Annotated in this window: 16 protein-coding genes and 1 tRNA gene; 13 read left to right on the top strand and 4 right to left on the bottom strand. The window is 72.3% G+C overall.

Going from position 1 to position 25,082, the window contains the following annotated elements; all coding sequences use genetic code 11:
• The first annotated feature begins 143 nt into the window (after positions 1-143).
• A complete protein-coding gene (locus HG542_RS19680; protein WP_227727554.1) occupies positions 144-821 on the top strand; it encodes a DegT/DnrJ/EryC1/StrS family aminotransferase in 678 nt (225 codons plus the stop codon).
• Between the two features lie 65 nt (positions 822-886).
• Positions 887-959 (top strand) — tRNA-Thr (locus HG542_RS19675).
• Positions 960-1,009: 50 nt separating this feature from the next.
• On the opposite strand, the gene HG542_RS19670 is transcribed toward HG542_RS19675, so the two are convergent.
• The gene (locus HG542_RS19670; RefSeq protein WP_171083265.1) at positions 1,010-3,643 is read right to left on the bottom strand and encodes a SpoIIE family protein phosphatase; all 2,634 of its coding nucleotides are present in this window, start codon (positions 3,641-3,643) and stop codon (positions 1,010-1,012) included.
• 252 nt (positions 3,644-3,895) lie between these two features.
• Here HG542_RS19670 and HG542_RS19665 point away from each other — a divergent pair, with 252 nt between their 5' ends.
• From HG542_RS19665 to HG542_RS19615, 11 genes are all read left to right on the top strand, one after another.
• Positions 3,896-9,124 (top strand): HAMP domain-containing protein, encoded by a 5,229-nt coding sequence (locus HG542_RS19665; RefSeq protein ID WP_308699105.1) that lies wholly within the window; start codon positions 3,896-3,898, stop codon positions 9,122-9,124.
• Positions 9,125-9,398: 274 nt separating this feature from the next.
• The gene (locus HG542_RS19660) at positions 9,399-10,085 is read left to right on the top strand and encodes a response regulator (RefSeq protein ID WP_171083242.1); all 687 of its coding nucleotides are present in this window, start codon (positions 9,399-9,401) and stop codon (positions 10,083-10,085) included.
• Positions 10,086-10,223: 138 nt separating this feature from the next.
• Positions 10,224-12,908 (top strand): DNA translocase FtsK, encoded by a 2,685-nt coding sequence (locus HG542_RS19655; protein ID WP_171083240.1) that lies wholly within the window; start codon positions 10,224-10,226, stop codon positions 12,906-12,908.
• A 202-nt stretch (positions 12,909-13,110) separates the two neighbouring features.
• A complete protein-coding gene (locus tag HG542_RS19650; protein ID WP_171083238.1) occupies positions 13,111-13,911 on the top strand; it encodes a helix-turn-helix domain-containing protein in 801 nt (266 codons plus the stop codon).
• A 116-nt stretch (positions 13,912-14,027) separates the two neighbouring features.
• Entirely contained in the window at positions 14,028-15,521 is a 1,494-nt protein-coding gene (rimO, locus tag HG542_RS19645) for a 30S ribosomal protein S12 methylthiotransferase RimO (protein ID WP_171083236.1), read from the top strand.
• Positions 15,518-16,144: a CDP-diacylglycerol--glycerol-3-phosphate 3-phosphatidyltransferase gene (gene pgsA / locus HG542_RS19640; RefSeq protein ID WP_171083233.1), complete on the top strand. Its 627-nt coding sequence runs from the start codon at positions 15,518-15,520 to the stop codon at positions 16,142-16,144. Before rimO ends, pgsA begins: the two co-directional genes overlap by 4 nt.
• Positions 16,141-16,665 carry a CinA family protein gene (locus HG542_RS19635; RefSeq protein ID WP_171083231.1) on the top strand — a complete coding sequence of 175 codons (525 nt, stop codon included), beginning with the start codon at positions 16,141-16,143 and terminating at the stop codon, positions 16,663-16,665. Before pgsA ends, HG542_RS19635 begins: the two co-directional genes overlap by 4 nt.
• A 109-nt stretch (positions 16,666-16,774) precedes the next feature.
• Entirely contained in the window at positions 16,775-17,158 is a 384-nt protein-coding gene (locus HG542_RS19630; protein ID WP_086566431.1) for a helix-turn-helix domain-containing protein, read from the top strand.
• Positions 17,159-17,306: 148 nt separating this feature from the next.
• A complete protein-coding gene (locus tag HG542_RS19625; protein WP_171083229.1) occupies positions 17,307-17,777 on the top strand; it encodes a Dps family protein in 471 nt (156 codons plus the stop codon).
• Between the two features lie 84 nt (positions 17,778-17,861).
• A complete protein-coding gene (locus HG542_RS19620; protein ID WP_171083227.1) occupies positions 17,862-18,080 on the top strand; it encodes a hypothetical protein in 219 nt (72 codons plus the stop codon).
• A gap of 54 nt (positions 18,081-18,134) precedes the next feature.
• Positions 18,135-18,404, top strand: a complete 270-nt coding sequence (locus tag HG542_RS19615) for a hypothetical protein (RefSeq protein ID WP_306665322.1) — start codon at positions 18,135-18,137, stop codon at positions 18,402-18,404.
• Between the two features lie 30 nt (positions 18,405-18,434).
• Here HG542_RS19615 and HG542_RS19610 read toward each other — a convergent pair whose 3' ends face one another.
• The 3 genes from HG542_RS19610 to HG542_RS19600 all read right to left on the bottom strand — a co-directional run bounded on the left by HG542_RS19610 (position 18,435) and on the right by HG542_RS19600 (position 25,028).
• A complete protein-coding gene (locus HG542_RS19610; protein ID WP_171083225.1) occupies positions 18,435-19,244 on the bottom strand; it encodes a DNA-formamidopyrimidine glycosylase family protein in 810 nt (269 codons plus the stop codon).
• 18 nt (positions 19,245-19,262) lie between these two features.
• Positions 19,263-24,011, bottom strand: coding sequence for an ATP-dependent helicase (locus HG542_RS19605; RefSeq protein ID WP_171083223.1), 4,749 nt, complete (start codon positions 24,009-24,011; stop codon positions 19,263-19,265).
• 96 nt (positions 24,012-24,107) lie between these two features.
• Positions 24,108-25,028: a hypothetical protein gene (locus HG542_RS19600; protein ID WP_171083221.1), complete on the bottom strand. Its 921-nt coding sequence runs from the start codon at positions 25,026-25,028 to the stop codon at positions 24,108-24,110.
• Positions 25,029-25,082 lie beyond the last annotated feature (54 nt).

Below are 25,082 nucleotides of genomic sequence, written 5' to 3'. Positions count from 1 at the left end.
TGGGAGAGTAGGACGCCGCCGAACTATCATTCAGAAAAGCTCTGGTGTTTGAACCTCGGTTCAGACGCCGGAGCTTTTTTGTTTCCGCGATGCAGTGCGGAGCGTCATGCCGCGTTCACGTTGCGCCGTCACCATCCGCAGGTATGGGGACAGAGGAGATCCTGACGGCGGCAGGTGTGGGCTCCGGGGACGAGGTCATCGTGCCCTCGTACGCAACTCCCGGTGCTGCCGAGGCCGTTCGTCACGCAGGTGCCCTGCCGGTGTTCGCCGACATCGATCCCAGTACCTTCTGCCTCGACCCGGCGGCGGTCGAAGCCGCCGTGACCCCGCGCACCGCGGCCGTCGTGGCCGTCTCCCTCTTCGGGCATCCCGCGGATCTGCCGGCCCTCCAACGCATCGCCGTCCGCCGGGACTTGCTCCTGGTCGAGCACGACGCGCACCCCGAGCCCCCGGACCCCCGCCGGCAGGCCCACGCGGCCTACCTCGACGCCCGGCTCACCGGGCTGCTGACTCCGCCCGTGGCGCCGGGAGTTCGGCACCACTATCACTCCTATGTGGTGCGCGTGCCCGGCAACGGCCGGCCGGACCGGGACGCCTTCGCGCGGGCCCTTCGCTCGCGCGGCGTCCGGTGCCACGTGCCCGTACAGACTCCCGTGCACCGAATGCCCGCGTTCCGGCGGGAGTTGTGGCTTGCCGAGACCGAGCGGGCGGCCGACGTCTGTCTTGCGTTGCCCGTGGGGGAGGAGATGTCGCGGCGCGAGCTACAGCGCGTGGTGTCGGTGTGCAATGCGCTCGGCGGGTTGTTGCCCGCGGCCGCGTAGTCGGTGGTCAAAAGACAGTGGTCAAAAGGCCGTCCGGACATGGGGTATGCTTTATCTCGTTGCCGGCCCCAATAGCTCAGTCGGCAGAGCGTCTCCATGGTAAGGAGAAGGTCAACGGTTCGATTCCGTTTTGGGGCTCTGAAAAAGAAGGCCCCCGCCATTCGGCGGGGGCCTTCTTCGTATGCGGATCAGTCGTCCTGACGCGGGGGCTGACGCTCCGGCACCCGCATGGCGAGGATGGCCATGTCATCCGAGGCGGGCTCGGCGGCGAATCGTTCGACCGCCCTCAGTACGCGTGCCGCAACCGCGCCCGCCGTCAGGCCCGTGCAGGTCGTCAGGACGTCCGCCAGGCCGTCGTCGCCCAGCATGCGGGTGCCCTCGCGGCGTTCGGTGACGCCGTCCGTGACGCACAGGAGCACGTCGCCCGGGTCCAGGGTGACCGTCTGCTCGTAGAGTTCGAGATCCTCCATGACGCCCAGCAGCGGCTGGGGTTCGGCGGCGGCCTCCACACTGCCGTCCTGGCGGAGGCGCAGCGGCAGCGGGTGGCCGGCACAGACGACCTTCAACACGGCACTGCCGTCGTGCTGGGGCCAGAGCTCGCCGTAGAGAAGGGTGAGGAAGCGGCTGCGGGCGCCCTCGTCGAGGATCGCCGCGTTGAGCCGCTCCAGGACGGCCGGGCCGCCGAAGCCCTCGCGGGCCAGCAGGCGCAGGGCGTGCCGGGCGAGGCCCGTCACGGCCGCGGCTTCCGGGCCCGTGCCGCAGACGTCGCCGATGGCGAAGCCGTAGGCGCCGTCGCGGATGGGGAACAGGTCGTAGAAGTCGCCGCCGACCTCGTTGCCCTCGCCCGCGGCGCGGTAGATGACCTCGACCTCGACGCCGGGGACGTGCGGGAGCTCGGGCGGGAGAAGGCTGCGCTGGAGGCTCTGGCTGATGGCGGTGCGCTCGGAGTAGAGGCGGGCGTTGTCCAGGGCGAGGGCGGCCCGGCGGGAGAGGTCCTCGGCGAGTTCGAGGATCTCCTGGCGGAAGTGGTCGTCGCTGGGCTTGCCGAGGGTGAGCATGCCGATGACGCGGTTGCGGGCGACGAGCGGCAGGACGACGGTCTCGCCGCCGACCGCGGCCGCCGTGGCGAGCGAGGTGCCCGGGCCGGGGATGTGGCCGCTGGCGTCGGCGAGGCCGAGGCTGCGCAGGGAGGAGCGCAGGGCGGCGGAGTGGGCGGCCTCGGAGGGGGCCGACCAGACGCGGGCGCCGGGGGAGTTGACGGGGTCCGGCGGCGGGACCTTGGAGAGCAGGTTCTTGAGGCCGTCGATGCGGTCCTCGTCCTCGTGCAGGACGTAGGACAGTTCGGGGTCGGAGCTCTGGTCGGCGATCGTGTAGACCGCGCACCAGGTGGCCAGGGTGGGGACGGTCATCTGGGCCATGAGGGCCAGGGTCTGGTCCCGGTCGAGGGTGCCGGCGAGCAGGTCGGAGGCCTCGACGAGAAAGGAGAGGGAGCCGCGGCGGAGGCGCTCCAGCTCGCCGAGCCGGGCGGACTCGACGGCGAGGGCGATGCGGTCGGCGGCGAACTGCAGCCGCAGGGCCTCCTCGTTGCCGTAGCGTCGCGGGGATTCGGCGGCGACGCCCAGCGAGCCCGTCAGGCGGCCCTCCACCTTGAGCGGGACGGTGACGACCGAGCGCATGCCGGTGTTGGCCAGCAGGGGGACGGCGCCGGGGACGGCGCTGAGGTCGTCGTGGACGGCGGGCATCCGGGCGGAGCCGTAGCGGCCGGTGCCGGCCTCGACGGGGACGCGGGCGAACCGCTGGCGGGCGGAGGGCAGGCCGGTGGAGGCGCGGACCTCCAGCTCGGTCTCGTCGTCGGTGGCCAGCAGGAGGTAGGCGGAGTCGCCGTCGAGCATGTCGCGGGCGCGCTCGACGGTGCGCTGGAGGAGGCCGTCCAGGTCGTCGGGGGCGGGGGAGCCGATGAAGACCTCGAAGGGGTCCGTGGCGGTGCCCCGCTCGGCGGTGGCGGCGTCGGCCGCGGGGGCGCGCTGCGGGCTCTGCAGGACGGCCCGTTCCTCGTCGCGCACGAGCAGGCAGACGGTGGAGGGGGCGCCCTCGGCGTCGCGGACCCGCAGGTGGGAGGCGTAGACGGGGATGACGCGGCCGTCGGCGCCGCGGATCCCGTAGGAGCCCTCCCAGCGGGACAGCCGCAGCGCCTCGGCGATGCCGGTGGAGGTGCCGGGGGTGTGCGGCCAGGCGGCGAGGTCGGTGAGGGGCTTGCCGGTGATCTGGTCGGCGGTGAAGCCGAAGAGCTCGTGGGCGTCGTCGTTCCAGAAGGTGATGCAGCCGGTGCGGTCGATCTGGATCACGGCGACGCGGACCCGGGGGTCGGCCAGCGGGAGCGCCTCGGCGGGCAGGGCGGGGCCGGCGGAGCGGGTGCCCGCGGGGCGGTCGGGGAGGTCGAGGCGGAACCAGACCTTTTTGCGGGTGGACGTGTACTCGACGCCCCAGCGGGAGGCCAGTGCGGCACAGAGCAGCAGGCCGCGGCCGCCCTCGCGGTCGACGCCGCCGAGCCGGCCGGCGGGGCTCTGCAGGGGCAGTTCGCGGTCGGGGTAGCGGTCGGCGACCTCGACGCACACGCCGCCCTCCGCGCGCGTGCACAGGACCTCGGCCGCGGTGCCGGCGTGGACGACGGCGTTGGTGACGAGTTCGCTGGTCAGGACGACGGCGTCGTCGATGATGTCGGGGAAGCCCCAGCCCTGGAGGGTGTCCCGGACGAAGGTCCGGGCGGCGGCGACGGAGCGTCCGACCGGCTCGAAGGTGGCGGCTGCCCGCGCGGTGATCACAGGTCTCCTCGTGTGCGTCTCGGCGATCTGCTCACGCATGTGCAGCGCCCCTCCATTGCCCTGGCCGGATGCCAGGTTACTTACCCCCGCGCCCCGGGCGGAGGCCGGTGCACAGTGATTCCACCTTGGGGGTATCGGGTGGACTGTGTGCGATGCTGCCGGAGGTTATGACCTGGTTGGGCTGGAGTGAAACACTGGGAAAGCTCGAAGCGGAAGCCCGACGAGGATGATCGACCCAGCGGGAGGGACACGGTGGAGTCTGGCGCAGCGGCGCGGGGCGTGAGCACGCGCGCGAAGGGCGGACGGTCCCGGGCCAATGGGACGACGGAGGTGGACACCGCGGCCCTGAACCGGCTTCTGTCGGCGCTGGAGGCCATGCGGGACGGGAACTTCCGCAAACGTCTGACGGTCTCGGGCGACGGTGCGATGTCCGAGATCGCCGCGGTCTTCAATGAGGTCGCGGACCGTAATCTGCAGCTCACGGGCGAGCTGGCGCGGGTGCGCCGGGTGGTCGGCCGGGAGGGCAAGCTCACCGAGCGGCTGGAGGTCGGCGCGTGCGAGGGGGCCTGGGCGGCCGCGATCGACGCGTCGAACGCCCTGGTCGACGATCTCGTGCGGCCGGTGTCCGAGGTGGGCCGGGTGCTGTCGGCGGTCGCCGAGGGCGACCTGGAGCAGCGGATGGATCTGCGCTCGCAGGGAGCGGACGGTTCCGCGCATCCGCTGCGGGGCGAGTTCCTCAAGGTCGGGCGCACGGTCAACGGGCTGGTCGACCAGCTGTCGGCGTTCACCGACGAGGTGACGCGGGTGGCCAGCGAGGTGGGCACCGAAGGGAAGCTGGGCGGGCAGGCGCGGGTGCGCGGTATGTCCGGCTCGTGGAAGGATCTGACGGACTCCGTCAACACGATGGCGTCCCGGCTCACCGCCCAGGTGCGTGATATCGCACTGGTGACGACGGCCGTCGCCAAGGGCGACCTCTCCCGGAAGGTCACGGTTCATGTGGCCGGGGAGATGCTGGAGTTGAAGAACACCGTCAACACGATGGTGGACCAGCTGTCCTCCTTCGCCTCCGAGGTCACGCGGGTGGCGCGCGAGGTGGGCACCGAGGGCGAGCTGGGCGGCCAGGCGCAGGTGCCCGGGGTGGCCGGTGTCTGGAAGGACCTCACCGACTCGGTGAATCTGATGGCCGGGAATCTGACGGCCCAGGTGCGCGGTATCGCGCAGGTGACGACGGCCGTCGCGAACGGCGACCTGTCGCAGAAGGTCACGGTCAGCGCGCGCGGCGAGGTGGCGCAACTGGCGGAGACCATCAACCAGATGACCGAGACGCTGCGCACGTTCGCCGACGAGGTGACACGGGTGGCCAGCGAGGTCGGTGCCGAGGGCCTGCTGGGAGGCCAGGCGCAGGTGCCGGGTGCGGCGGGGATCTGGAAGGACCTCACGGACTCGGTGAACACGGCCTTCCGCAACCTCACCGGCCAGGTGCGGGACATTGCGCAGGTGACGACGGCGGTCGCGAACGGCGACCTCGGGCAGAAGGTCACGGTCGATGTCTCCGGCGAGATGCTGGAGTTGAAGAACACCGTCAACTCGATGGTGGACCAGCTGCAGTCCTTCAGCGGTGAAGTGACCCGTGTGGCACGGGAGATCGGTGTCGAGGGCGAGCTGGGCGGCCAGGCGGCCGTGCCGGGTGCGGCGGGCACGTGGAAGGACCTCACCGACTCGGTGAACACGGCCTTCCGCAACCTCACCGGCCAGGTCCGCAACATTGCGCAGGTGACCACGGCGGTCGCGAACGGCGACCTGTCGCAGAAGGTCACGGTCGACGTCTCCGGCGAGATGCTGCAGCTGAAGAACACCGTGAACACGATGGTGGACCAGTTGTCGTCCTTCGCCGACCAGGTCACGCGGATGGCGCGCGACGTGGGCACGGAGGGCCGGCTGGGCGGTCAGGCCAGGGTGGACGGCGTCAGCGGCACGTGGAAGGAGCTGACGGACTCCGTCAACTTCATGGCGGGCAACCTGACATCGCAGGTGCGGCAGATCGCCCAGGTCGCCACGGCGGTGGCGCGTGGTGATCTGTCGCAGAAGATCGATGTGGATGCGCGCGGGGAGATCCTGGAGCTGAAGAACACCATCAACACGATGGTGGACCAGCTGTCCTCGTTCGCCGACCAGGTCACACGCGTGGCGCGCGAGGTCGGCACCGAGGGCATCCTGGGCGGCCAGGCCGAGGTGCAGGGGGTCTCGGGCACCTGGAAGGACCTCACCCAGTCCGTGAACTTCATGGCCAACAACCTGACGTCCCAGGTGCGCAACATCGCCGAGGTGACCACGGCGGTGGCCAAGGGCGATCTGTCGAAGAAGATCACGGTCGACGCCAAGGGCGAGATCCTCGAACTCGTCACCACCGTGAACACGATGGTGGACCAGCTGTCGGACTTCGCCGAGCAGGTGACCCGGGTGGCCCGAGAGGTGGGCACCGAGGGCCAGTTGGGCGGCCAGGCGCGGGTGCGGGACGTCACCGGCATCTGGAAGGACCTCAGCGACAACGTCAACCTGATGGCCAACAACCTGACCAGCCAGGTCCGCGGGATCGCACAGGTGGCCACCGCGGTCGCGAACGGCGACCTGACCAAGAAGGTCACCGTGGAGGCGCGCGGCGAGGTCGCGCAGCTCGCGGACACGGTCAACATCATGGTCACCACGCTGTCGTCCTTCGCGGACGAGGTGACCCGGGTGGCCCGAGAGGTGGGCACCGACGGCATCCTCGGCGGCCAGGCGCGGGTGCCGGGCGTGAGCGGTACGTGGAAGGACCTCACCGAGTCGGTGAACTCGATGGCGTCCAACCTCACCGGGCAGGTGCGCAACATCGCGATGGTGACGACGGCCATCGCGCAGGGCGACCTCACCAAGAAGATCGACATCGATGCGCGCGGCGAGATCCTCCAGCTGAAGACGACCATCAACACGATGGTTGACCAGCTGTCCTCGTTCGCCGACCAGGTCACCCGGGTGGCCCGCGAGGTGGGCACCGAGGGCCAGTTGGGCGGTCAGGCCCGGGTGCGGGACGTGGACGGCACCTGGCGCGACCTGACGGAGTCGGTGAACGAGATGGCCGGCAACCTGACCCGTCAGGTGCGGGCCATCGCCGAGGTCGCCACGGCCGTGACCCGCGGCGACCTCAACCTGCGGATCGACGTGGACGCGGCGGGCGAGATCCTGGAACTCCAGGACAACATCAACACGATGATCGCCAACCTCCGCGAGACCACGCTCGCCAACAAGGAACAGGACTGGCTCAAGGGCAACTTGGCCCGCATCTCCGGTCTGATGCAGGGACGCCGCGACCTGGAGGACGTCGCCGGGCTCATCATGAGCGAGCTGACGCCGGTGGTCTCCGCGCAGCACGGCGCGTTCTTCCTGGCGATGCCGACGGAGCCGCAGGAGGGCGGCAGCGGCGAGAACGCCTACGAGCTCCGGATGCTCGGTTCGTACGGCTACTCGATGGGCGCGATGCCCACCTCCTTCCGGCCGGGCGAGTCGCTGATCGGCACCGCGGCCAAGGAGAAGCGGACCATCCTGGTGGAGAACGTGCCGCCGGGCTACCTGAAGATCGCCTCCGGTCTGGGCGAGGCGCCGCCGGCCCATGTGATCGTGCTGCCGGTGCTGTTCGAGGGCCAGGTCCTGGGCGTGATCGAGCTGGCGTCGTTCCAGCCGTTCGCGCAGATCCAGAAGGACTTCCTCAGCCAGATCGCCGAGATGATCGGCACCAGCGTCAACACCATCAGCGTCAACACCAAGACCGAGGTGCTGCTCAAGCAGTCGCAGGAGCTGACCGAGCAACTGCGCGAGCGGTCGGCGGAGTTGGAGAACCGGCAGAAGGCGCTGGAGATCTCCAACGCCGAGCTGGAGGAGAAGTCCGAGCGGCTGGCACGGCAGAACCGCGACATCGAGGTGAAGAACACCGAGATCGAGGAGGCCCGGCAGGTGCTCGAGGAGCGCGCCGAGCAGCTCGCGGTCTCGATGCGCTACAAGTCCGAGTTCCTGGCCAACATGTCGCACGAGCTGCGCACCCCGCTCAACTCGCTGCTGATCCTGGCCAAGCTGCTCGCCGACAACGCGGAGGGCAACCTCTCCCCGAAGCAGGTCGAGTTCGCCGAGACCATCCACGGCGCGGGCTCGGACCTGCTGCAGCTGATCAACGACATCCTGGACCTGTCGAAGGTCGAGGCGGGCAAGATGGACGTCAGCCCGACGCGCATCGCGCTCGTCCAGCTCGTCGACTACGTGGAGGCCACCTTCCGGCCGCTCACCGCGGAGAAGGGCCTGGACTTCTCCGTACGCGTCTCGCCGGAGCTGCCGGCCACACTGCACACCGACGAGCAGCGGCTGTTGCAGGTGCTGCGCAACCTGCTGTCGAACGCGGTGAAGTTCACGGACTCGGGCGCGGTCGAACTGGTCATCAGGCCGGCCGGGGTGGACGTTCCGGACAGCATCCGGGAGCAGCTGCTGGAAGCCGGCTCGCTGCGGGACGCCGACGCCGACATGATCGCCTTCTCCGTCACGGACACCGGCATCGGCATCGCGCAGAGCAAGATGCGGGTCATCTTCGAGGCGTTCAAGCAGGCGGACGGCACGACGAGCCGCAAGTACGGCGGTACGGGCCTGGGTCTGTCGATCAGCCGGGAGATCGCCCGGCTGCTCGGCGGCGAGATCCACGCGGCCAGCGAGCCCGGCCGCGGCTCCACCTTCACGCTCTACCTGCCGCTCAACCCCGGCGAGCTGCCGCCCCAGGGCTACCACCCGGAGGCGGGCGGTGCGATCGGGGGCGTGGAGCCGGGCGGGCTGATGCCCTCCGGGGACGGCGCCGGTGCGCAGTCGCCGGAGCGCGGCGGTGCGGCGGGGCTGTTCCTGCGCCGCCGGCGCGCGGCACAGGCGGCGGCGGGGCTGCGGCCCGCGCTGCCGGTGTCCGACGGCCAGGCGGAGGCGGCGGTGCCGGTGCCGGTGGCGCGGAACTCGCGGGGAGCCGCCGGGCACGAGCCATGGGCGATGGATGCGCACAGTGACGGCCCCGACGGGACGGCGCACGGCTTCAGCGGCGGCTTCCACGGCGAGAAGGTGCTGATCGTCGACGACGACATCCGCAACGTCTTCGCCCTCACCAGCGTGCTGGAGCAGCACGGGCTCTCGGTGCTCTACGCGGAGAACGGCCGCGAGGGGATCGAGGTCCTGGAACAGCACGACGACGTGGTGCTGGTGCTGATGGACATCATGATGCCGGAGATGGACGGCTATGCGACGACGGCCGCGATCCGCAGGATGCCGCAGTTCGCGGGGCTGCCCATCATCGCGCTCACGGCGAAGGCGATGAAGGGCGACCGGGAGAAGAGCATCGACGCCGGGGCGTCCGACTATGTCACCAAGCCCGTCGATACGGATCATCTGCTGACGGTGATGGAGCAGTGGATGCGCGCGGAGTGACAGCTGCTGGGAAGGACTTTGAACGTCCGCTGACTGACTGTGGCCGATGACGTGTGGGACCGCGGTATTCGGGGAACCTTCTGGTCCCCTGCCACGTTTCTGCTACGTGCACAGTGACATCGCGGTGACAGGGTGTGGCGACAGGCGGGGTGCGGCTACCATGACCGGCACAAGGGCGGGCGGCGCAAGGGAGCCGTCCCCGGGGGCGGCGCCCGGTGCTTCTCACGGCTCCGCGAGCCGGGAAGACCCCAAGCCGGGACGAGGAGGACGGGGCATGGTGCAGAAGGCCAAGATCCTCCTGGTCGATGACCGGCCGGAAAATCTGCTGGCGCTGGAGGCCATCCTCTCGGCGCTCGATCAGACACTGGTGCGGGCATCGTCAGGGGAGGAAGCGCTCAAGGCGCTGCTGACGGACGACTTCGCGGTGATTCTGCTGGACGTCCAGATGCCCGGCATGGACGGGTTCGAGACCGCCGCGCACATCAAGCGGCGCGAACGGACCCGGGACATCCCCATCATCTTCCTCACCGCCATCAACCACGGGCCGCACCACACCTTCCGCGGCTACGCGGCCGGCGCCGTGGACTACATCTCGAAGCCGTTCGACCCCTGGGTGCTGCGCGCCAAGGTCTCGGTGTTCGTCGAGCTGTACATGAAGAACTGCCAGCTGCGGGAGCAGGCCGCCCTGTTGCGCCTGCAGCTGGAGAGCGGCCAGGCCGCCCGGGCCGGTGCCCTGGAGACGCAGGAGCCCGCCGGGCTGCTGGCCGAGCTCTCCGCGCGGCTCGCGGCCGTCGAGGAACAGGCCGAGGCCCTCTCCAAACAGCTGGACGAGTCCGCCGACGCGGCAGCGGTCGCCACCGCCGCCCACCTGGAGCGCAAGCTCACCGGACTGCGGCGCGCCCTGGACGCGCTGGAGCCCGGCGCGGGCAGCGCCGCCGGCCAGCTCCCCTCGCCGAGCTGACGGCCCGACGGGCCCGCATCACCGCGCCTGCCTCCGCCTTGACGTCCCGTCACCGGCTCAACCACGCCCCGGCGACACGAATGGGTGAACACCCGGGCCCACGTGTCCCATGCGACGGACGACGGTAACCTCGGCACCATGGCCTCACGTACGTCCGGCAAGGGTTCCCAGAGCACGGCGGGCACCTCGAAGCAGCGCGCCGGGCGATCCGGGACCGCCGCCAAGAAGGCGCCCGCGAAAAAAGCGGCAGCACGGCCCGCGGGCCGCGCCCCTGCGCGCAGGGCGCCCGCGAAGAAGACCGCCCCCAAGTCCGCCCCCCGCCGCGTCGGACGCGGCGTGGCGAACGGCGTCGGCGCGATGTTCCGCGGCGTCGGCCGCGGCGCCAAGGGCCTGCACCCGGCACACCGCAAGGACGGCCTGGCGCTGCTGCTGCTCGCCCTCGCCCTCATCGTCGCCGCGGGCACCTGGTCCGACGTCCGCGGGCCCGTGGGCGACCTCGTCAAGATGCTCGTCACCGGCGCTTTCGGCCGGCTCGACGTGGTGGTGCCGATACTGCTCGCCTTCATGGCCGTCCGGTTGTTCCGGCATCCCGAGCGCCCCGAGGCGAACGGACGGATCGTCATCGGCCTGTCCGCGCTGGTGGCCGGCGTCCTCGGCCAGGTCCACATGGCCTGCGGGTCGCCCGGCCGCGGGGACGGCCTGCACGCCATGCAGGACGCGGGCGGCTTCATCGGCTGGGCGGCCGCCAAGCCTCTGCAGTACACCGTCGGCGACGTCCTCGTCGTACCGCTGCTCGTGCTGCTGACGATCTTCGGCCTGCTGGTGGTCACGGCCACTCCGGTCAACGCCATCCCGCGCCGGCTGCGGGACGCGGGCATAAGGCTCGGGATCATCGAGCCGCACCCCGACGAATACGCCGTCGACGAGGGTTACGCGGAGGACTGGCGGGAGACCCCCGCCCGGCGTCCCCGGCGCACCGCCCCCGCGGCGGACGGCGCCGACCCGGAGTTCGACCGGGCCGAGGAGGAGGCGCTCGGCAAGCGCCGCAAGCCCCGGCGCACTCCGGTGCAGCCGCCCGAGAGCCGCGAGCCGGACGCCGTGGACCTGGCGGCCGCCGCCGCGGCCTCGCTGGACGGTGCGGTGCTGCACGGCGTGCAGCCCTCGCCGCTCGTCGCCGGGCTCAGCAGCGGCATCGCGCAGGACGGCGGCCGTGCGGAGCCGACGGTGCCGGCCAGGCGCGGTGTGTCCATGGACAAGAAGCCCGCGGCCGTGCCCGATCTCACCAAGCCGGCCCCCGAGCCGTCGCCCGGGTTGCCGGCGCGGGCCGAACAGCTCCAGCTCGCCGGGGACATCACCTACTCCCTGCCCTCGCTCGACCTGCTGGAGCGGGGTGGCCCCGGCAAGACCCGCAGCGCGGCGAACGACGCCATAGTGGCCTCGCTGACCAACGTCTTCGCGGAGTTCAAGGTCGACGCCGCGGTCACCGGCTTCACCCGGGGCCCGACGGTCACGCGCTACGAGGTCGAGCTGGGCCCGGCCGTGAAGGTCGAGCGCATCACGGCCCTCACCAAGAACATCGCCTACGCCGTGGCCTCCCCGGACGTCCGCATCATCAGCCCGATCCCGGGCAAGTCCGCGGTGGGCATCGAGATCCCCAACACCGACCGCGAGATGGTCAACCTCGGGGACGTGCTGCGCCTGGCCGATGCCGCGGGCGACGAGCACCCGATGCTGGTGGCGCTCGGCAAGGACGTCGAGGGCGGCTACGTGATGGCCAACCTGACGAAGATGCCGCATGTGCTGGTGGCCGGAGCCACCGGTTCCGGCAAGTCGTCCTGCATCAACTGCCTGATCACCTCGATCATGGTCCGGGCCACCCCCGAGGACGTCCGGATGGTGCTGGTCGACCCCAAGCGGGTCGAGCTGACGGCCTACGAGGGCATCCCGCACCTCATCACGCCGATCATCACCAACCCGAAGCGGGCCGCCGAGGCCCTGCAATGGGTCGTGCGCGAGATGGACCTGCGCTACGACGACCTCGCGGCCTACGGCTTCCGGCACATCGACGACTTCAACGCCGCCGTCCGCGAGGGCCGCGTCACCCCGCCCGAGGGGAGCGGGCGGGAGCTGCAGCCGTACCCGTACCTGCTGGTCATCGTCGACGAGCTCGCCGACCTGATGATGGTGGCGCCGCGCGACGTCGAGGACTCGATCGTGCGCATCACCCAGCTCGCCCGGGCCGCCGGCATCCATCTGGTGCTGGCCACCCAGCGCCCGTCCGTCGATGTCGTCACCGGCCTGATCAAGGCCAACGTGCCCTCCCGGCTCGCCTTCGCGACCTCCTCGCTCGCCGACAGCCGGGTCATCCTCGACCAGCCCGGCGCCGAGAAGCTGATCGGCAAGGGCGACGGCCTCTTCCTGCCCATGGGCGCCAACAAGCCCATCCGTATGCAGGGCGCGTTTGTGACGGAGGGTGAGGTCGCGGCCGTCGTCAAGCACTGCAAGGACCAGATGGCGCCGGTCTTCCGCGACGATGTGACCGTCGGGTCCGCGAAGAAGAAGGAGATCGACGAGGACATCGGTGACGACCTCGATCTGTTGTGCCAGGCGGCCGAGCTGGTCGTCTCCACCCAGTTCGGCTCGACGTCGATGCTGCAGCGCAAATTGCGTGTGGGATTCGCCAAGGCGGGCAGACTCATGGACCTGATGGAGTCGCGCAACATCGTGGGTCCCAGCGAGGGCTCGAAGGCGCGCGACGTCCTGGTCAAGCCCGACGAGCTGGACGCGGTCCTCGCCGTCATCCGCGGCGAATCCCCGCAGTGATCCGGTTGTGAAGGGTCTTCGGCCAAGCCGTTTCTCTTGATGCTCTGTGTAGTTGAGAGAGGGGGGTGGGGCGATGTGCCACCGTCGGTGCCACAGAGCATTCTGATGGCCTACAAAGTCCGGCTTCCCGCTTGCCCGACGCTTTCGCATGCCCCCTAGACTGAATCTCCAGCAGGTGGCTGCACGCTCGAAAGGCGCCCACGTGTCCATCGGCAACTCTTCCGAGGACGACCGGCCTTCCGTCGGACGTTCCCTCCAGCAGGCCCGTATCAGCGCAGGACTGACCGTCGATGAGGTCAGTTCGACCACCCGTGTACGCATCCCGATCGTGCATGCGATCGAGCAGGACGACTTCACCCGATGCGGCGGACACGTCTACGCACGCGGCCACGTGCGCACCCTGGCGCGTGCCGTCGGTCTGGACCCGGCCGCGCTTGTCGCGCAGTACACCGCCGAGAACGGCGGACGCCCCTCGCCCACCCCGGCGGCCCCGGTCTTCGAGGCCGAGCGCATCCGCCCCGAGCCCCGGCGCCCCAACTGGACCGCCGCCATGGTCGCCGCGATCGTCGCCGTGGTCGGCTTCGTCGGGTTCACGCTGTTCAACGGCGGGGCCAAGGGACAGAACTCCGCCGACCCGCCCTCCGTCAAGCCGTCCGTGGCCTCCAGCGCCAAGTCCAACCCCGGCAAGGCCACGGACCCCAAGCCGGAGGCGTCCAACAGCGCCATCGCCGGCGCCCCCGCCAACAAGGTCACCGTCAAGCTCACCGCCGAGAACGGGCAGACGTGGATGTCGGCCAAGGACCACGACGGCAAGCTGCTGGAGGAGGGCGTGCTCCAGCGGGGGGCGTCCAAGACCTTCACCGACAGCAAGCGGATCGACCTGGTGCTCGGCAACGCCGGAGTCGCACGGCTGTTCGTGAACGGCAAGGAGGTCAAGAACCTCGGCGAGGACGGCCAGGTCCAGCGCCTCAGCTACACCAAGGGTGACCCGGCAGCGGGCTGACCAGCGAGGAACCGCGCGACGGCACGGCTGCGGAGAGCCCCCGGGTGACCAGGCTCTCCGCGCCTCGCTGCCACTCGGCAGCGGACCCGGCGCCGGGACAAAGTAGGCTGAGCCCTATGCCCGAACGCCGTACCGTCGCTCTTGTCACACTTGGCTGCGCCCGTAACGAGGTGGACTCGGAGGAGCTGGCAGGCCGCTTGGCGGCGGATGGCTGGGACCTCGTCGAGGACGCCGCCGACGCCGATGTGGCCGTCGTCAACACCTGTGGCTTCGTCGAAGCCGCGAAGAAGGACTCGGTCGATGCCCTCTTGGAGGCGAACGACCTCAAGGACCATGGCCGCACCCAGGCCGTCGTGGCCGTCGGCTGTATGGCCGAGCGCTACGGCAAGGAGCTCGCCGAGGCCCTGCCCGAGGCCGACGCGGTGCTCGGCTTCGACGACTACACCGACATTTCCGACCGGCTCCAGACCATCCTCTCCGGCGGCATCCACGCCTCCCACACCCCGCGCGACCGGCGCAAGCTGCTGCCGATCAGCCCCGCCGAGCGGCAGGGCGCCAGTGCACCGGCCCTGCCCGGACACGCCCAGGCCCCGGAGGAAAGCACCCCCGAGGACCTGCCGGACGGCATCGCCCCGGCCTCCGGGCCGCGCGCCCCGCTGCGCCGCCGTCTCGGTTCCAGCCCCGTCGCCTCGGTGAAGCTCGCCTCCGGCTGCGACCGGCGCTGCTCCTTCTGCGCCATCCCGTCCTTCCGCGGCTCCTTCATCTCCCGCCGCCCCTCCGACGTGCTCGGCGAGGCCCGCTGGCTGGCGGAGCAGGGGGTGAAGGAGATCATGCTGGTCTCCGAGAACAACACCTCCTACGGCAAGGATCTCGGCGACATCCGCCTGCTGGAGACGCTGCTGCCGGAGCTCGCCGCCGTCGACGGCCTGGAGCGCATCCGCGTCAGCTACCTCCAGCCCGCCGAGATGCGCCCCGGCCTCATCGACGTGCTGACCTCCACGGACAAGGTCGCGCCCTACTTCGACCTCTCCTTCCAGCACTCCGCCCCCGCCGTGCTGCGCGCGATGCGCCGCTTCGGGGACACCGACCGCTTCCTGGAGCTGCTCGACACGATCCGCTCCAAGGCCCCGCAGGCGGGCGTCCGTTCCAACTTCATCGTCGGCTTCCCCGGCGAGACCGAGGAGGACGTGGCAGAGCTGGAGCGCTTCCTCACGGGGGCCCGCCTGGACGCCATCGGCGTCTTCGGCTACTCCGACGAGGAGGGCACCGAGGCGGCCACGTACGAGCACAAGCTGGACCAGGAGGTCGTGGACGAGCGCCTGGCGCGCGTCTCGCGGCTCGCCGAGGAGCTCACCGCGCAGCGTGCCGAGGAGCGCATCGGCGACACCGTCGAGGTCGTCGTCGACCGGGTCGACGAGGAGGACGGCGTCATCGGCCGGGCCGCCCACCAGGCGCCCGAGACCGACGGCCAGGTGCGGCTGACCGGGGAGACGGTGTTCGCTCCGGGCACGCTGGTCGTCGCCAAGGTCGTCGCGAGCGAGGGCGTGGACCTCGTCGCCGAGCCCCTGGCGTCCGCCACGGGCGGGTGTACCGGGGAGGCGGCCAGATGAGCGGAGTCCCGGCCCCCACCGCGGGAGGCCCTGCCCCCGCGTCGGCCGGGCGCCCGGCGGGCCTGTGGAACATCGCCAACATCCTCACGATGGTGCGGCTGCTCCTCGTGCCCGGGTTCGTCGTGCTGATGCTCCACAACGGCGGTTACGAACCGGCCTGGCGCTCCTTCGCCTGGGCCGCGTTCGCCATCGCCATGATCACCGACCTCTTCGACGGCCATCTCGCCCGCACGTACAACCTGGTCACGGACTTCGGCAAGATCGCCGACCCGATCGCGGACAAGGCGATCATGGGCGCGGCGCTGCTCTGCCTCTCCGCGCTGGGGGACCTGCCGTGGTGGGTCACGGGCGTGATCCTCTCCCGCGAGATCGGCATCACGCTCATGCGGTTCTGGGTGATCCGGCACGGGGTCATCCCGGCCAGCCGGGGCGGCAAGCTGAAGACGCTCGCCCAGGGCGTGGGCACGGGGATGTACATCCTGCCCCTCGAAGGGCCGCTGGCCACCTTGCGCTTCTGGGTGATGGCGGTCGCCGTCGTCTTGACCGTGCTGACCGGGCTCGACTACATCCGGCAGGCCGTCGCCCTGCGCCGCGCGGCGCGGACCGGGGGTGCCGCGCGGTGACCGGAGGGGAGGCCGGCGGCGCCCCCGAGGTGCTCGCCGAACTGGCCGCGCGGGGGGAGACTCTGGCCGTCGCCGAGTCGCTCACGGGCGGCCTGGTCGCGGCCGGGCTGACCGCGGTGCCCGGGGCCTCGCGGGTGGTCCGGGGATCCGTCACCGCGTACGCCACCGACGTCAAGCGCGAGGTGCTGGGCGTGGCCGGTCCGCTGCTCGCCGAGCGCGGGGCCGTCGACGCCGAGGTCGCCCGCCAGATGGCCTGCGGTGTACGGGCGTTGCTGGGTGCCGACTGGGGTGTCGCGACCACCGGTGTCGCCGGGCCCGATCCGCAGGACGGCAAGCCCGTCGGCACCGTCTTCGTGGCCGTCGCCGGTCCGGGCGGCGCCGGGGCCGTCCGGGAGCTCTCGCTGGACGGCGACCGTGCCCGGATCCGGGCCGGAAGCGTCCGGGAAGTCCTCGCGCTGCTGCTGCGCGAACTGACAGGGAACGCGGGGGCAAAGGATACGGAACAGAACGGGGGGAATTGATGTTTGCAGCCCTGAGTGAACACGACATAGCTCCCCGCACGGCCGCACCCCGAGGCGGTACGGTGGGGCGTGAAGGAACCGGATTCGCGGTCCAAGGAGGGAGCCACCGATGATTCTGCTCCGTCGCCTGCTGGGTGACGTGCTGCGTCGGCAGCGCCAACGCCAGGGCCGCACTCTGCGCGAGGTCTCCTCGTCCGCCCGGGTCTCGCTCGGATATCTCTCCGAGGTCGAGCGCGGGCAGAAAGAGGCGTCCTCCGAGCTTCTCTCCGCAATCTGCGACGCTCTGGACGTCAGGATGTCCGAGGTCATGCGTGAGGTGAGTGACGAACTGTCGCTCGCCGAGCTGGCGCAGTCGGCGGCGGCGAGCGAGCCGGTACCCGCGCCGATGCGGCCCATGTTCAATTCGGTGTCCGTGACGTCCGTGACGGGCGTTCCGGGGGAGCGCGTGACCATCAAGGCCCCTGCCGAGGCAGTGGACGTGGTCGCAGCCTGACGGCAGAGCCGTTTCGTGTTCCGGATCCCGGTCGGTACTCCGACCGGGATCCCGGCGTTTCCGGCCGGTTTCCCGCCTTTGTGTCATGGTGGAGAAATCGGGGACGAACGGAAGAGACGGTTTCAACCGCCCTAAAGGGAGGAAGCGAATGTCCGTCGTCAAGAGCCCGCTGTCCGAGCCGGACCGCAAAGTCGTGGGGGACGCCCTCCAGGGCGCGCTGGTCGACCTGGTGGACCTCTCCCTGGTGGCCAAGCAGGTCCACTGGACCGTCGTCGGCCCGCGCTTCCGCCCCGTCCACCTCCAGCTGGACGAGGTCGTCGCCAGCGCCCGCACACACGCCGACACCGTGGCCGAGCGGGCCTCGGCCCTCGGCATCGCGCCGGACGGGCGGGCCGAGACCGTCAGCAAGACGAGCGGCATCGAGACGGTCGGCGGCGGCTGGCACCAGGACACCGATGTGGTGCGCCTTCTCGTCGCCGGGCTCGGCGCGGTGATCACGCGGATGCGCGAGCGCATCGAGGCGACGGCCGACCCCGACCCGGTCACCCAGGACCTCCTCATCGGCCTCACGGGCGACCTGGAGAAGCACCACTGGATGTTCCAGGCGCAGAACGCCTGAGACGCCTGAAGACGCCCGAGGGCCGTCGGAGCCTGCCGGGGCGCCCGGGTGGCGGCCGCGGCGCGGCCACGGTCTCCTGAGGGTATGGACGAGCATCCGGTCATCCGCTTCACGCGCGAGCTGATGGTGGTCTCGGACCTCGATCAGGCGACGGCCGGGGCATTCGTCCGGGCCGTCTACCAGGAGGGCATGCACGACGGGGAGCAGCGGGTGATCGTCGAACTGCACCGGCGGGACCGGACGGTCGAGGAGCTGGAGCGGGAGCTCGCACGGCTGCGCGGGGAGGCGCCCGGCGGGGGCTGACGAGGGCCCGCGGTGCGCCGTGGCCGAAGGGGGGACGGGCCGAAGGAGGCAGCCATGATCCGGTCCCGGCACGCCCGGCGCCGCAGCCGGGCCCGCGGCGCGGCCGGGCGGGCGGTGTTGCTCGTGCTGGGCTGCGTGTGGTGGTGGGCCGCGGTGCGGCTGGCCGTCCAGCCCGGCCGGCTCGGGGCCGTGGAGGGGCTGGTGGGCGCCGCGGGGTGGGGGCTGAGCCTGCTGCCGGTGCACTGCGTGCCGCGGAACGGCAGGGGGAGCCGGAGCGCCGCGGTGTGGCGACGGCGCCGGCCGGGAGCCCGGCGGCGTCCTTGATCCTTCCCTCGGGCGGCCCCGCCTGCCCGTTCACCCGTTCGGCCCATCCGGAGCGGGGCCTTCCTGACAGCGGGGGCACCAGTACGTGGGCCGTTCCTGACCGGCTTTTCCCTGCTCCGCTCCACGGACCGGTGTACCGCAGCGGCGGCAGGGGCGCCCCGCTCGCCCGTAGACCCACAGCCGGTGGTCCGGGCGGGGGTCGGCGGTGGTGATGCGGGCGGTGCGGGCCTTGTTGACCTCCAGGAGCTTTTTGGCGAGCGTCGTCAGACGCTCGGGGGACGGCAGCTGTGCGACGGGCAGCCACGGGGAGATCCGCAGCAGGAAGCAGAGCTCGGACTTGTAGACATTGCCGATCCCGGCGAGATTGCGCTGGTCGAGCACGGCGTCGCCGACGGTGCGGGCGGGGTCGGCGAGCAGTCGGCGGACGGCCTCCGCCGCATCCCAGCCGGGGCCGAGCAGGTCCGGGCCCAGATGGCCGACGACGCCGGCCTCGTCGGCGGTGCGCAGCAGGTCCAGGACGGGCAGGCGGTAGCCGACGGCGACGGCGGCCGCGGTGCCGAGGACCGCGCGGATCTGGTGCTCAGGTCCGCCGCGCCAGCGCTCGCCCGGCGCGTGGATCCGCCAGGAGCCGTCCATGCCCAGATGCGAGTGCAGAGTGAGACCGCCCTCCGCGCGGGCCAGCAAGTGCTTGCCGCGCGGCACCACTTCGGTGATGCGACGGCCGGTCAGGTCGGCTGTCGCCAGGGCGGGGACGCGCAGGTCGCACCGGGTCAACAGGCCTCCCGCCAGGGCCTGGTGGAGGTCCCGGGCGGTGCGCCAGACGGTGTCTCCTTCGGGCATGCGGCTTCTCCTCCGCGGTCAGGGGGCGCGCAGGCGCAGGCCCTTGGGGGTGGCGTGGAAACCCGCGGACTCCAGCAGGGTGCCCAGCGGGGACGTCAGCGCCGGGGCACCGTTGATGCGCTCCACCGTCACCGTGCCCAGCGCGCCCGCGCGGGCCGCCTCGGCGAGGGCTGCTGCCGCTTCGCGCAGGCCGGGGTCCTCGCTGTGCGCCTCCTCGGTGCCCTCCTCCTGGGGCCAGGCGAGGACGGTCCTGCCGCCGCGCTCGACGTACAGCGCGAGGGCTCCGTCGAGAAGGACGACCAGGGAGCCCGCCTTGCGCCCCGGCTTGTGGGAGGCGCCGGCCGGCGGATCGGGCCACGGCAGCGCCGCGCCATAGGCGTTGGCGGGATCGGCCGCGGCGAGCACGACGGCCCGGCGCCGGGCCGCCCGCGCCGGACCCGGGGCACCTTCCGGGTAGCCGGCATCCCCGCGCTCGCGGGCCGTGCCGACGGCGCGCAGCCGGTCCACCGCGCCGTCCATCGCGAACTGGGCCGCCCCCAGGCCCTCGACGACATAGCCGCGGCGGGCCTGGCCGCTCTCCTCGAACGCGGACAGCACCCGGTACGCCGCGGAGAACCCGCCCTCGACGCCCTCGGCGGCGACCGCGCCGCGCGTCACCACGCCGTGCCGGTCGAGGAGCGTGCGGGCCAGGGCGTGGGCCCGGTGAGTGGGGTCGGGCTCGCGCTCGGGCAGCAGCGACCAGCGGCCCGCGACCGTCGGCGGCCCGCCGCGCGAGGCGGTGGCCATGGGTACCGTGCCCGTACGGCCGAGGAGGGCGCCGTACCGGCCCCGGGGGACGGGGCGCCGCGCGCGGTGGGCCGTGGAACCGGCCGTGCGGCCCGACCCGAGGAGGGCGCGGAGCGGGGCGAGCGTGTCGTTGGTGAGGCGGCCGGACCAGGCGAGATCCCAGACGGCCCCGGCGATCCGGGCGTCGGTGCCGGCGGCGTCCCCGCTGTCGGCGCCCGTGGCCCGGACCCGCTCGGCGATCTGCCGGAAGAACAGGCCGTAGCCGCCGGAGAGCGCTTCCAGGACGGCCTCGTGCAGCGGGGAGAGCTCCAGCGGGTGCGGCGCGGGCAGCAGCAGGGGTGCCGAGTCGGCCGGCAGCAGCGAGACCCAGCCGTCCTTGCCGGGGAGGGCGCCGGCCCCGGCCCAGACGACCTCGCCCGCCGCGGTGAGCTCGTCGAGCATCGCCGGGGCGTAGCCGGCGATCCGGGCGGGCAGGACGAGCTTCTCCAGCGCCGAGGCCGGGACCGGGGCGCCCTGCAACTGTTCGACGGCGCGCAGCAGTCCGTCGATGCCGCGCAGGCTGCTGCTCCCGACGTGCTGCCACTGGGGGAGGAAAGCGGCGAGCGTGGCCGGCGGCACCGGCTCCATCTCCTGCCGGAGCGCCGCCAGGGAGCGGCGGCGCAGCCTGCGCAGCACGGCGGCGTCGCACCACTCCTGGCCGATGCCCGCGGGGTGGAACTCCCCTTGGACGACCCGGCCGTTCGCCGCCAGACGGTGCAGCGCGCCGTCGGTCACGGCCGTGCCGAGGCCGAAGCGGGCTGCGGCCTCGGCCGAGGTGAACGGGCCGTGGGTGCGGGCGAAGCGGGCCAGGAGATCGCCGAGCGGATCCTTGACCGGCTCCGTGAAAGCCTCGGGGACGCCGACGGGCAGGGCGGTGCCGAGGGCGTCGCGCAGCCGTCCGGCGTCCTCGACGGCCGCCCAGTGCTCCTGCCCGGCGATGCGGACGCGCAGGGCACGGCGGGCGTCGGACAGCTCCTGCGCCCAGGCAGGTTCGGCTCCCCGCGCGGCCAGTTCGGCGTCGGTGAGGGGGCCGAGGAGGCGCAGCAGGTCGGCGACTCCCTCGGCGTCCTTGGCCCTGCGGTCCTCGGTGAGCCACTGCAGCTCGCGCTCCAGCTCGGCGAGGACCTCGGCGTCGAGCAGCTCGCGGAGCTCGGCCTGGCCCAGGAGTTCGGCCAGCAGCCGCGAGTCGAGGGAGAGCGCGGCGGCGCGCCGCTCGGCGAGGGGCGAGTCGCCCTCGTAGAGGTACTGGGCGACGTAGCCGAAGAGCAGCGAGCGGGCGAAGGGGGACGGCTCGGGCGTGGTCACCTCGACCAGCCGGACGCGCCGCGACTCGACGTCCCCCATGAGCTCGGCCAGTCCGGGGACGTCGAACACGTCCTGGAGGCATTCGCGGACGGCCTCCAGGACGATGGGGAACGAGCCGAACTCGCTCGCGACCTGCAGCAGTTGGGCGGCACGCTGACGCTGCTGCCACAACGGGGTGCGCTTTCCCGGGTTGCGGCGCGGCAGCAGCAGGGCGCGGGCGGCGCATTCGCGGAAGCGGGAGGCGAACAGGGCCGAGCTGCCCACCTGTTCGGTGACGATCCGGTCGACCTCGGCCTTGTCGAAGGTGACATCGGCGGCGCCGACGGGGGACTGCTCGGCGTCGTACTCCGTGCCCTGCCGGGCCGGGTCCGCGTCCAGCAGGTCGAGGCCCATCAGGTCGGCGTCGGGCAGGCGCAGCACGATGCCGTCGTCGGCGTGCATCACCTGGGCGTCCATGCCGAAGCGCTCGGTGAGCCGGGCGCCCAGGGCCAGCGCCCACGGGGCGTGCACCTGGGCGCCGAAGGGGGAGTGGACGACGACGCGCCAGTCGCCCAGCTCGTCGCGGAACCGCTCGACGACGATCGTCCGGTCGTCCGGGACGTGGCCGCAGGCGCGGCGCTGCTCGTCCAGGTACGACAGCACGTTGTCCGCCGCCCAGGCGTCGAGCCCGGCGGCGGTCAGGCGCTCGCGGGCCGCCTCGGGCGTGTGGCCGCCGATCTCGCGCAGGAACGCGCCGAGCGCGCGGCCGAGTTCGAGCGGGCGGCCCAGCTGGTCGCCCTTCCAGAACGGCAGCCGGCCTGGGGTGCCGGGGGCGGGGGTGACCAGGACCCGGTCGCGGGTGATGTCCTCGATGCGCCAGGACGTGGTGCCCAGGGTGAAGACGTCGCCCGCACGGGACTCGTAGACCATCTCCTCGTCGAGCTCGCCGACGCGCCCGCCGCCCTTCTTGGGATCGGCGCCCGCCAGGAAGACCCCGAAGAGGCCGCGGTCGGGGATCGTGCCGCCGGAGGTGACGGCGAGCCGCTGGGCCCCGGGCCTGCCGGTGACCGTGTTCGCCACCCGGTCCCACACCAGGCGCGGGCGCAGCTCCGCGAAGGCGTCGGACGGATAGCGCCCCGCGAGCATGTCGAGCACGCCGGAGAACGCGGACTCGGGCAGCGAGGCGAAAGGGGCCGCGCGGCGCACCACGGCCAGCAGCTCCTCCACGTCCCATGTGTCCATGGCGGTCATCGCCACGATCTGCTGGGCGAGCACGTCCAGCGGGTTGGCCGGCACGCGCAGGGCCTCGATGGACCCCTGGCGCATCCGCTCGGTCACCACGGCGGCCTGCACCAGGTCGCCGCGGTACTTGGGGAAGACGATCCCGGTGGAGACCGCGCCGACCTGGTGGCCCGCGCGGCCGACCCGCTGCAGGCCGGAGGCGACGGACGGGGGCGACTCGACCTGGACGACGAGATCCACCGCGCCCATGTCGATGCCCAGTTCCAGGCTGGAGGTGGCCACGACGGCGGGCAGCCGGCCGGCTTTCAGATCCTCCTCGACCAGCGCCCGCTGCTCCTTGGACACCGAGCCGTGGTGCGCGCGGGCGAGCAGGGCGGGCGCACCCTTGGCGGCGCCGGACTCGGCCATGAGCTCGGCGGGGGAGTGGTGTTCGGGCAGGGGCTCGCCCGTCGTGCGTTCGTAGGCGATCTCGTTGAGCCGGTTGCACAGGCGCTCGGCGAGGCGCCGGGAGTTGGCGAAGACGATCGTGGAGCGGTGGGCCTGGACGAGGTCGGCGATGCGCTCCTCGACGTGGGGCCACACCGACGGCTTCTCCTTGCCGTCACCGCTCTCCTGCACGGGCGAGCCGCCGAGCTCGCCGAGATCCTCGACCGGCACGACGACGGAGAGGTCGAACTCCTTGCCGGACGGCGGCTGGACGACCTCCACCCGGCGCTGCGGGGACAGGAAGCGGGCCACCTCGTCGACCGGGCGCACCGTCGCGGACAGGCCGATCCGGCGGGCGGGCCGGGGCAGCAGGAGGTCCAGCCGCTCCAGGGACAGGGCGAGATGGGCGCCGCGCTTGGTCCCGGCGACGGCGTGCACCTCGTCGAGGATCACGGTCTCCACGCCCTTGAGCGCCTCCCGGGCCGCGGAGGTGAGCATCAGGAACAGCGACTCGGGCGTGGTGATCAGGATGTCCGGCGGCCGGGTGACCAGCGCGCGGCGCTCGGCGGCCGGGGTGTCGCCCGAGCGGATGCCGACGCGGATCTCCGGCTCGGGCAGGCCCAGGCGCACCGACTCCTGGCGGATGCCGGTCAGCGGGCTGCGCAGATTGCGCTCGACGTCCACCGCGAGCGCCTTGAGCGGCGAGACGTACAGCACCCGGCAGCGCTTGCCGCGCTCGGCGGGCGGTGGCGAGCTCGCCAGCCGGTCCAGGGAGGCGAGGAAGGCGGCCAGCGTCTTGCCGGAGCCCGTGGGCGCGACGACCAGGACGTCCGAGCCCTCCCCGATGGCGCGCCAGGCGCCGGTCTGGGCGGCCGTGGGCGCGGTGAAGGCTCCCGTGAACCATGCGCGGGTCGCGGGGGAGAACCCTGGAAGCGCCGAGGGGGTCGGGGACGGTTCCCCCGCGGTCGCCGACGCGGTGTCGTTCGCCATGCACCCCATCGTGCACCGGGCCACTGACAATGCCCCGTCCGCGCAGGTCGGAGGCGGCTTCCGGGGTGGCGGCCGAGGGCGGGAGGGGGCGCCGCGTCAGACGGGGCGGCCGTGGGCGCGCAGGGTGAGGAGGGCGTCGATGGTCGCCCTCGGGCGGCACTCCAGGGCCGTGCCGGGCGCCCACGCGCGCCAGTTGACGGGCCAGCCGCCGTCGGTCTCCTGCGCGGCGGCCAGGAAGTCGAGAGAACGTTCCATCTCGGCGTCGGTGAACCAGGACCGGGCCACCGAGCCGGGGGTCCGCGCGAAGTCGTGCGGGTAGTGGTGCTCGCCCGGCGCGTAGCCCTCCGGCAGGGGGTACTCGGCCGCCCGGTCCGGTTCCAGGACGGCCAGCCGCCGTTCCCGCACGGTGCGGCCCAGCCGCTCGGCTGCGGCCCGGGCGCGGTCCCGGTCGGGGACCCCGTCGAGGAACGCCACGGCCGCCTCGACCTCGTACGGATGGGTCCTGGCGCCGCGCGTGATGGCCTCGACCGCGGCCCAGCAGAAGTCCGTCGCTCGGAACAGCCAGGCGTGCCACACCTCGTTGCGGTGCAGCAGGCCGACCACCGGACCGGTGGAGAGCAGGTCGCTGGGAGGGTCGTCGATCACGGGGATCCAGGGGGCCGCGGGGTAGCCGCGCAGCGACGGGTGGAGCGCGGGCAGCGCACCGTCCTGGGTGGAGACCGCTGTCAGGTAGCGGCACACGCGTTCGATCCGCCGGTCTCCGCAGCGGCCGATCTCGTCCAGCACGCGCAGCGCGTGCGCGGTGTGCAGCGGCTGGCTCACGGGGCCGCGCAGGTCGGGTTCCAGGGCGTGGCCGTAGCCGCCGTCGTCGCCGAGGTAGGCCGACAGGGCCGCTTCGACCGCGTCCGCACTGCCGTCGAGGAAGTGGAACGCGAATCTGCGCTGTTCCAGGACGCGGGCGGTGAGCCAGACGAACTGTTCGGCACGGGCTGCGGCGGATGCTCCGGAGGGGGCCATGGACAAGACCGTAGGGGGCGCGGCGGCGCCCGGCAGCGGCTCGTGCCCGGCTGC

It is taken from the genome of Streptomyces morookaense (assembly GCF_013030945.1).
Classification (GTDB): Bacteria; Actinomycetota; Actinomycetes; order Streptomycetales; family Streptomycetaceae; genus Streptomyces; species Streptomyces morookaensis.
Note: the sequence above shows the minus strand (reverse complement) of the source record. Positions and strands in the feature narration are given on the sequence as shown.

Excerpts from the sequence above, each read along its gene's own strand:
- HG542_RS19680 (WP_227727554.1), top strand. The coding sequence starts at position 144 with ATGGGGACAGAGGAGATCCTGACGGCGGCAGGTGTGGGCTCCGGGGAC.
- HG542_RS19655 (WP_171083240.1), top strand. The coding sequence starts at position 10,224 with ATGGCCTCACGTACGTCCGGCAAGGGTTCCCAGAGCACGGCGGGCACC.
- HG542_RS19605 (WP_171083223.1), bottom strand. The coding sequence starts at position 24,011 with ATGGCGAACGACACCGCGTCGGCGACCGCGGGGGAACCGTCCCCGACC.
- HG542_RS19625 (WP_171083229.1), top strand. The coding sequence starts at position 17,307 with ATGTCCGTCGTCAAGAGCCCGCTGTCCGAGCCGGACCGCAAAGTCGTG.
- pgsA (WP_171083233.1), top strand. The coding sequence starts at position 15,518 with ATGAGCGGAGTCCCGGCCCCCACCGCGGGAGGCCCTGCCCCCGCGTCG.
- rimO (WP_171083236.1), top strand. The coding sequence starts at position 14,028 with ATGCCCGAACGCCGTACCGTCGCTCTTGTCACACTTGGCTGCGCCCGT.
- HG542_RS19660 (WP_171083242.1), top strand. The coding sequence starts at position 9,399 with ATGGTGCAGAAGGCCAAGATCCTCCTGGTCGATGACCGGCCGGAAAAT.
- HG542_RS19630 (WP_086566431.1), top strand. The coding sequence starts at position 16,775 with ATGATTCTGCTCCGTCGCCTGCTGGGTGACGTGCTGCGTCGGCAGCGC.
- HG542_RS19615 (WP_306665322.1), top strand. The coding sequence starts at position 18,135 with ATGATCCGGTCCCGGCACGCCCGGCGCCGCAGCCGGGCCCGCGGCGCG.
- HG542_RS19600 (WP_171083221.1), bottom strand. The coding sequence starts at position 25,028 with ATGGCCCCCTCCGGAGCATCCGCCGCAGCCCGTGCCGAACAGTTCGTC.
- HG542_RS19610 (WP_171083225.1), bottom strand. The coding sequence starts at position 19,244 with ATGCCCGAAGGAGACACCGTCTGGCGCACCGCCCGGGACCTCCACCAG.
- HG542_RS19620 (WP_171083227.1), top strand. The coding sequence starts at position 17,862 with ATGGACGAGCATCCGGTCATCCGCTTCACGCGCGAGCTGATGGTGGTC.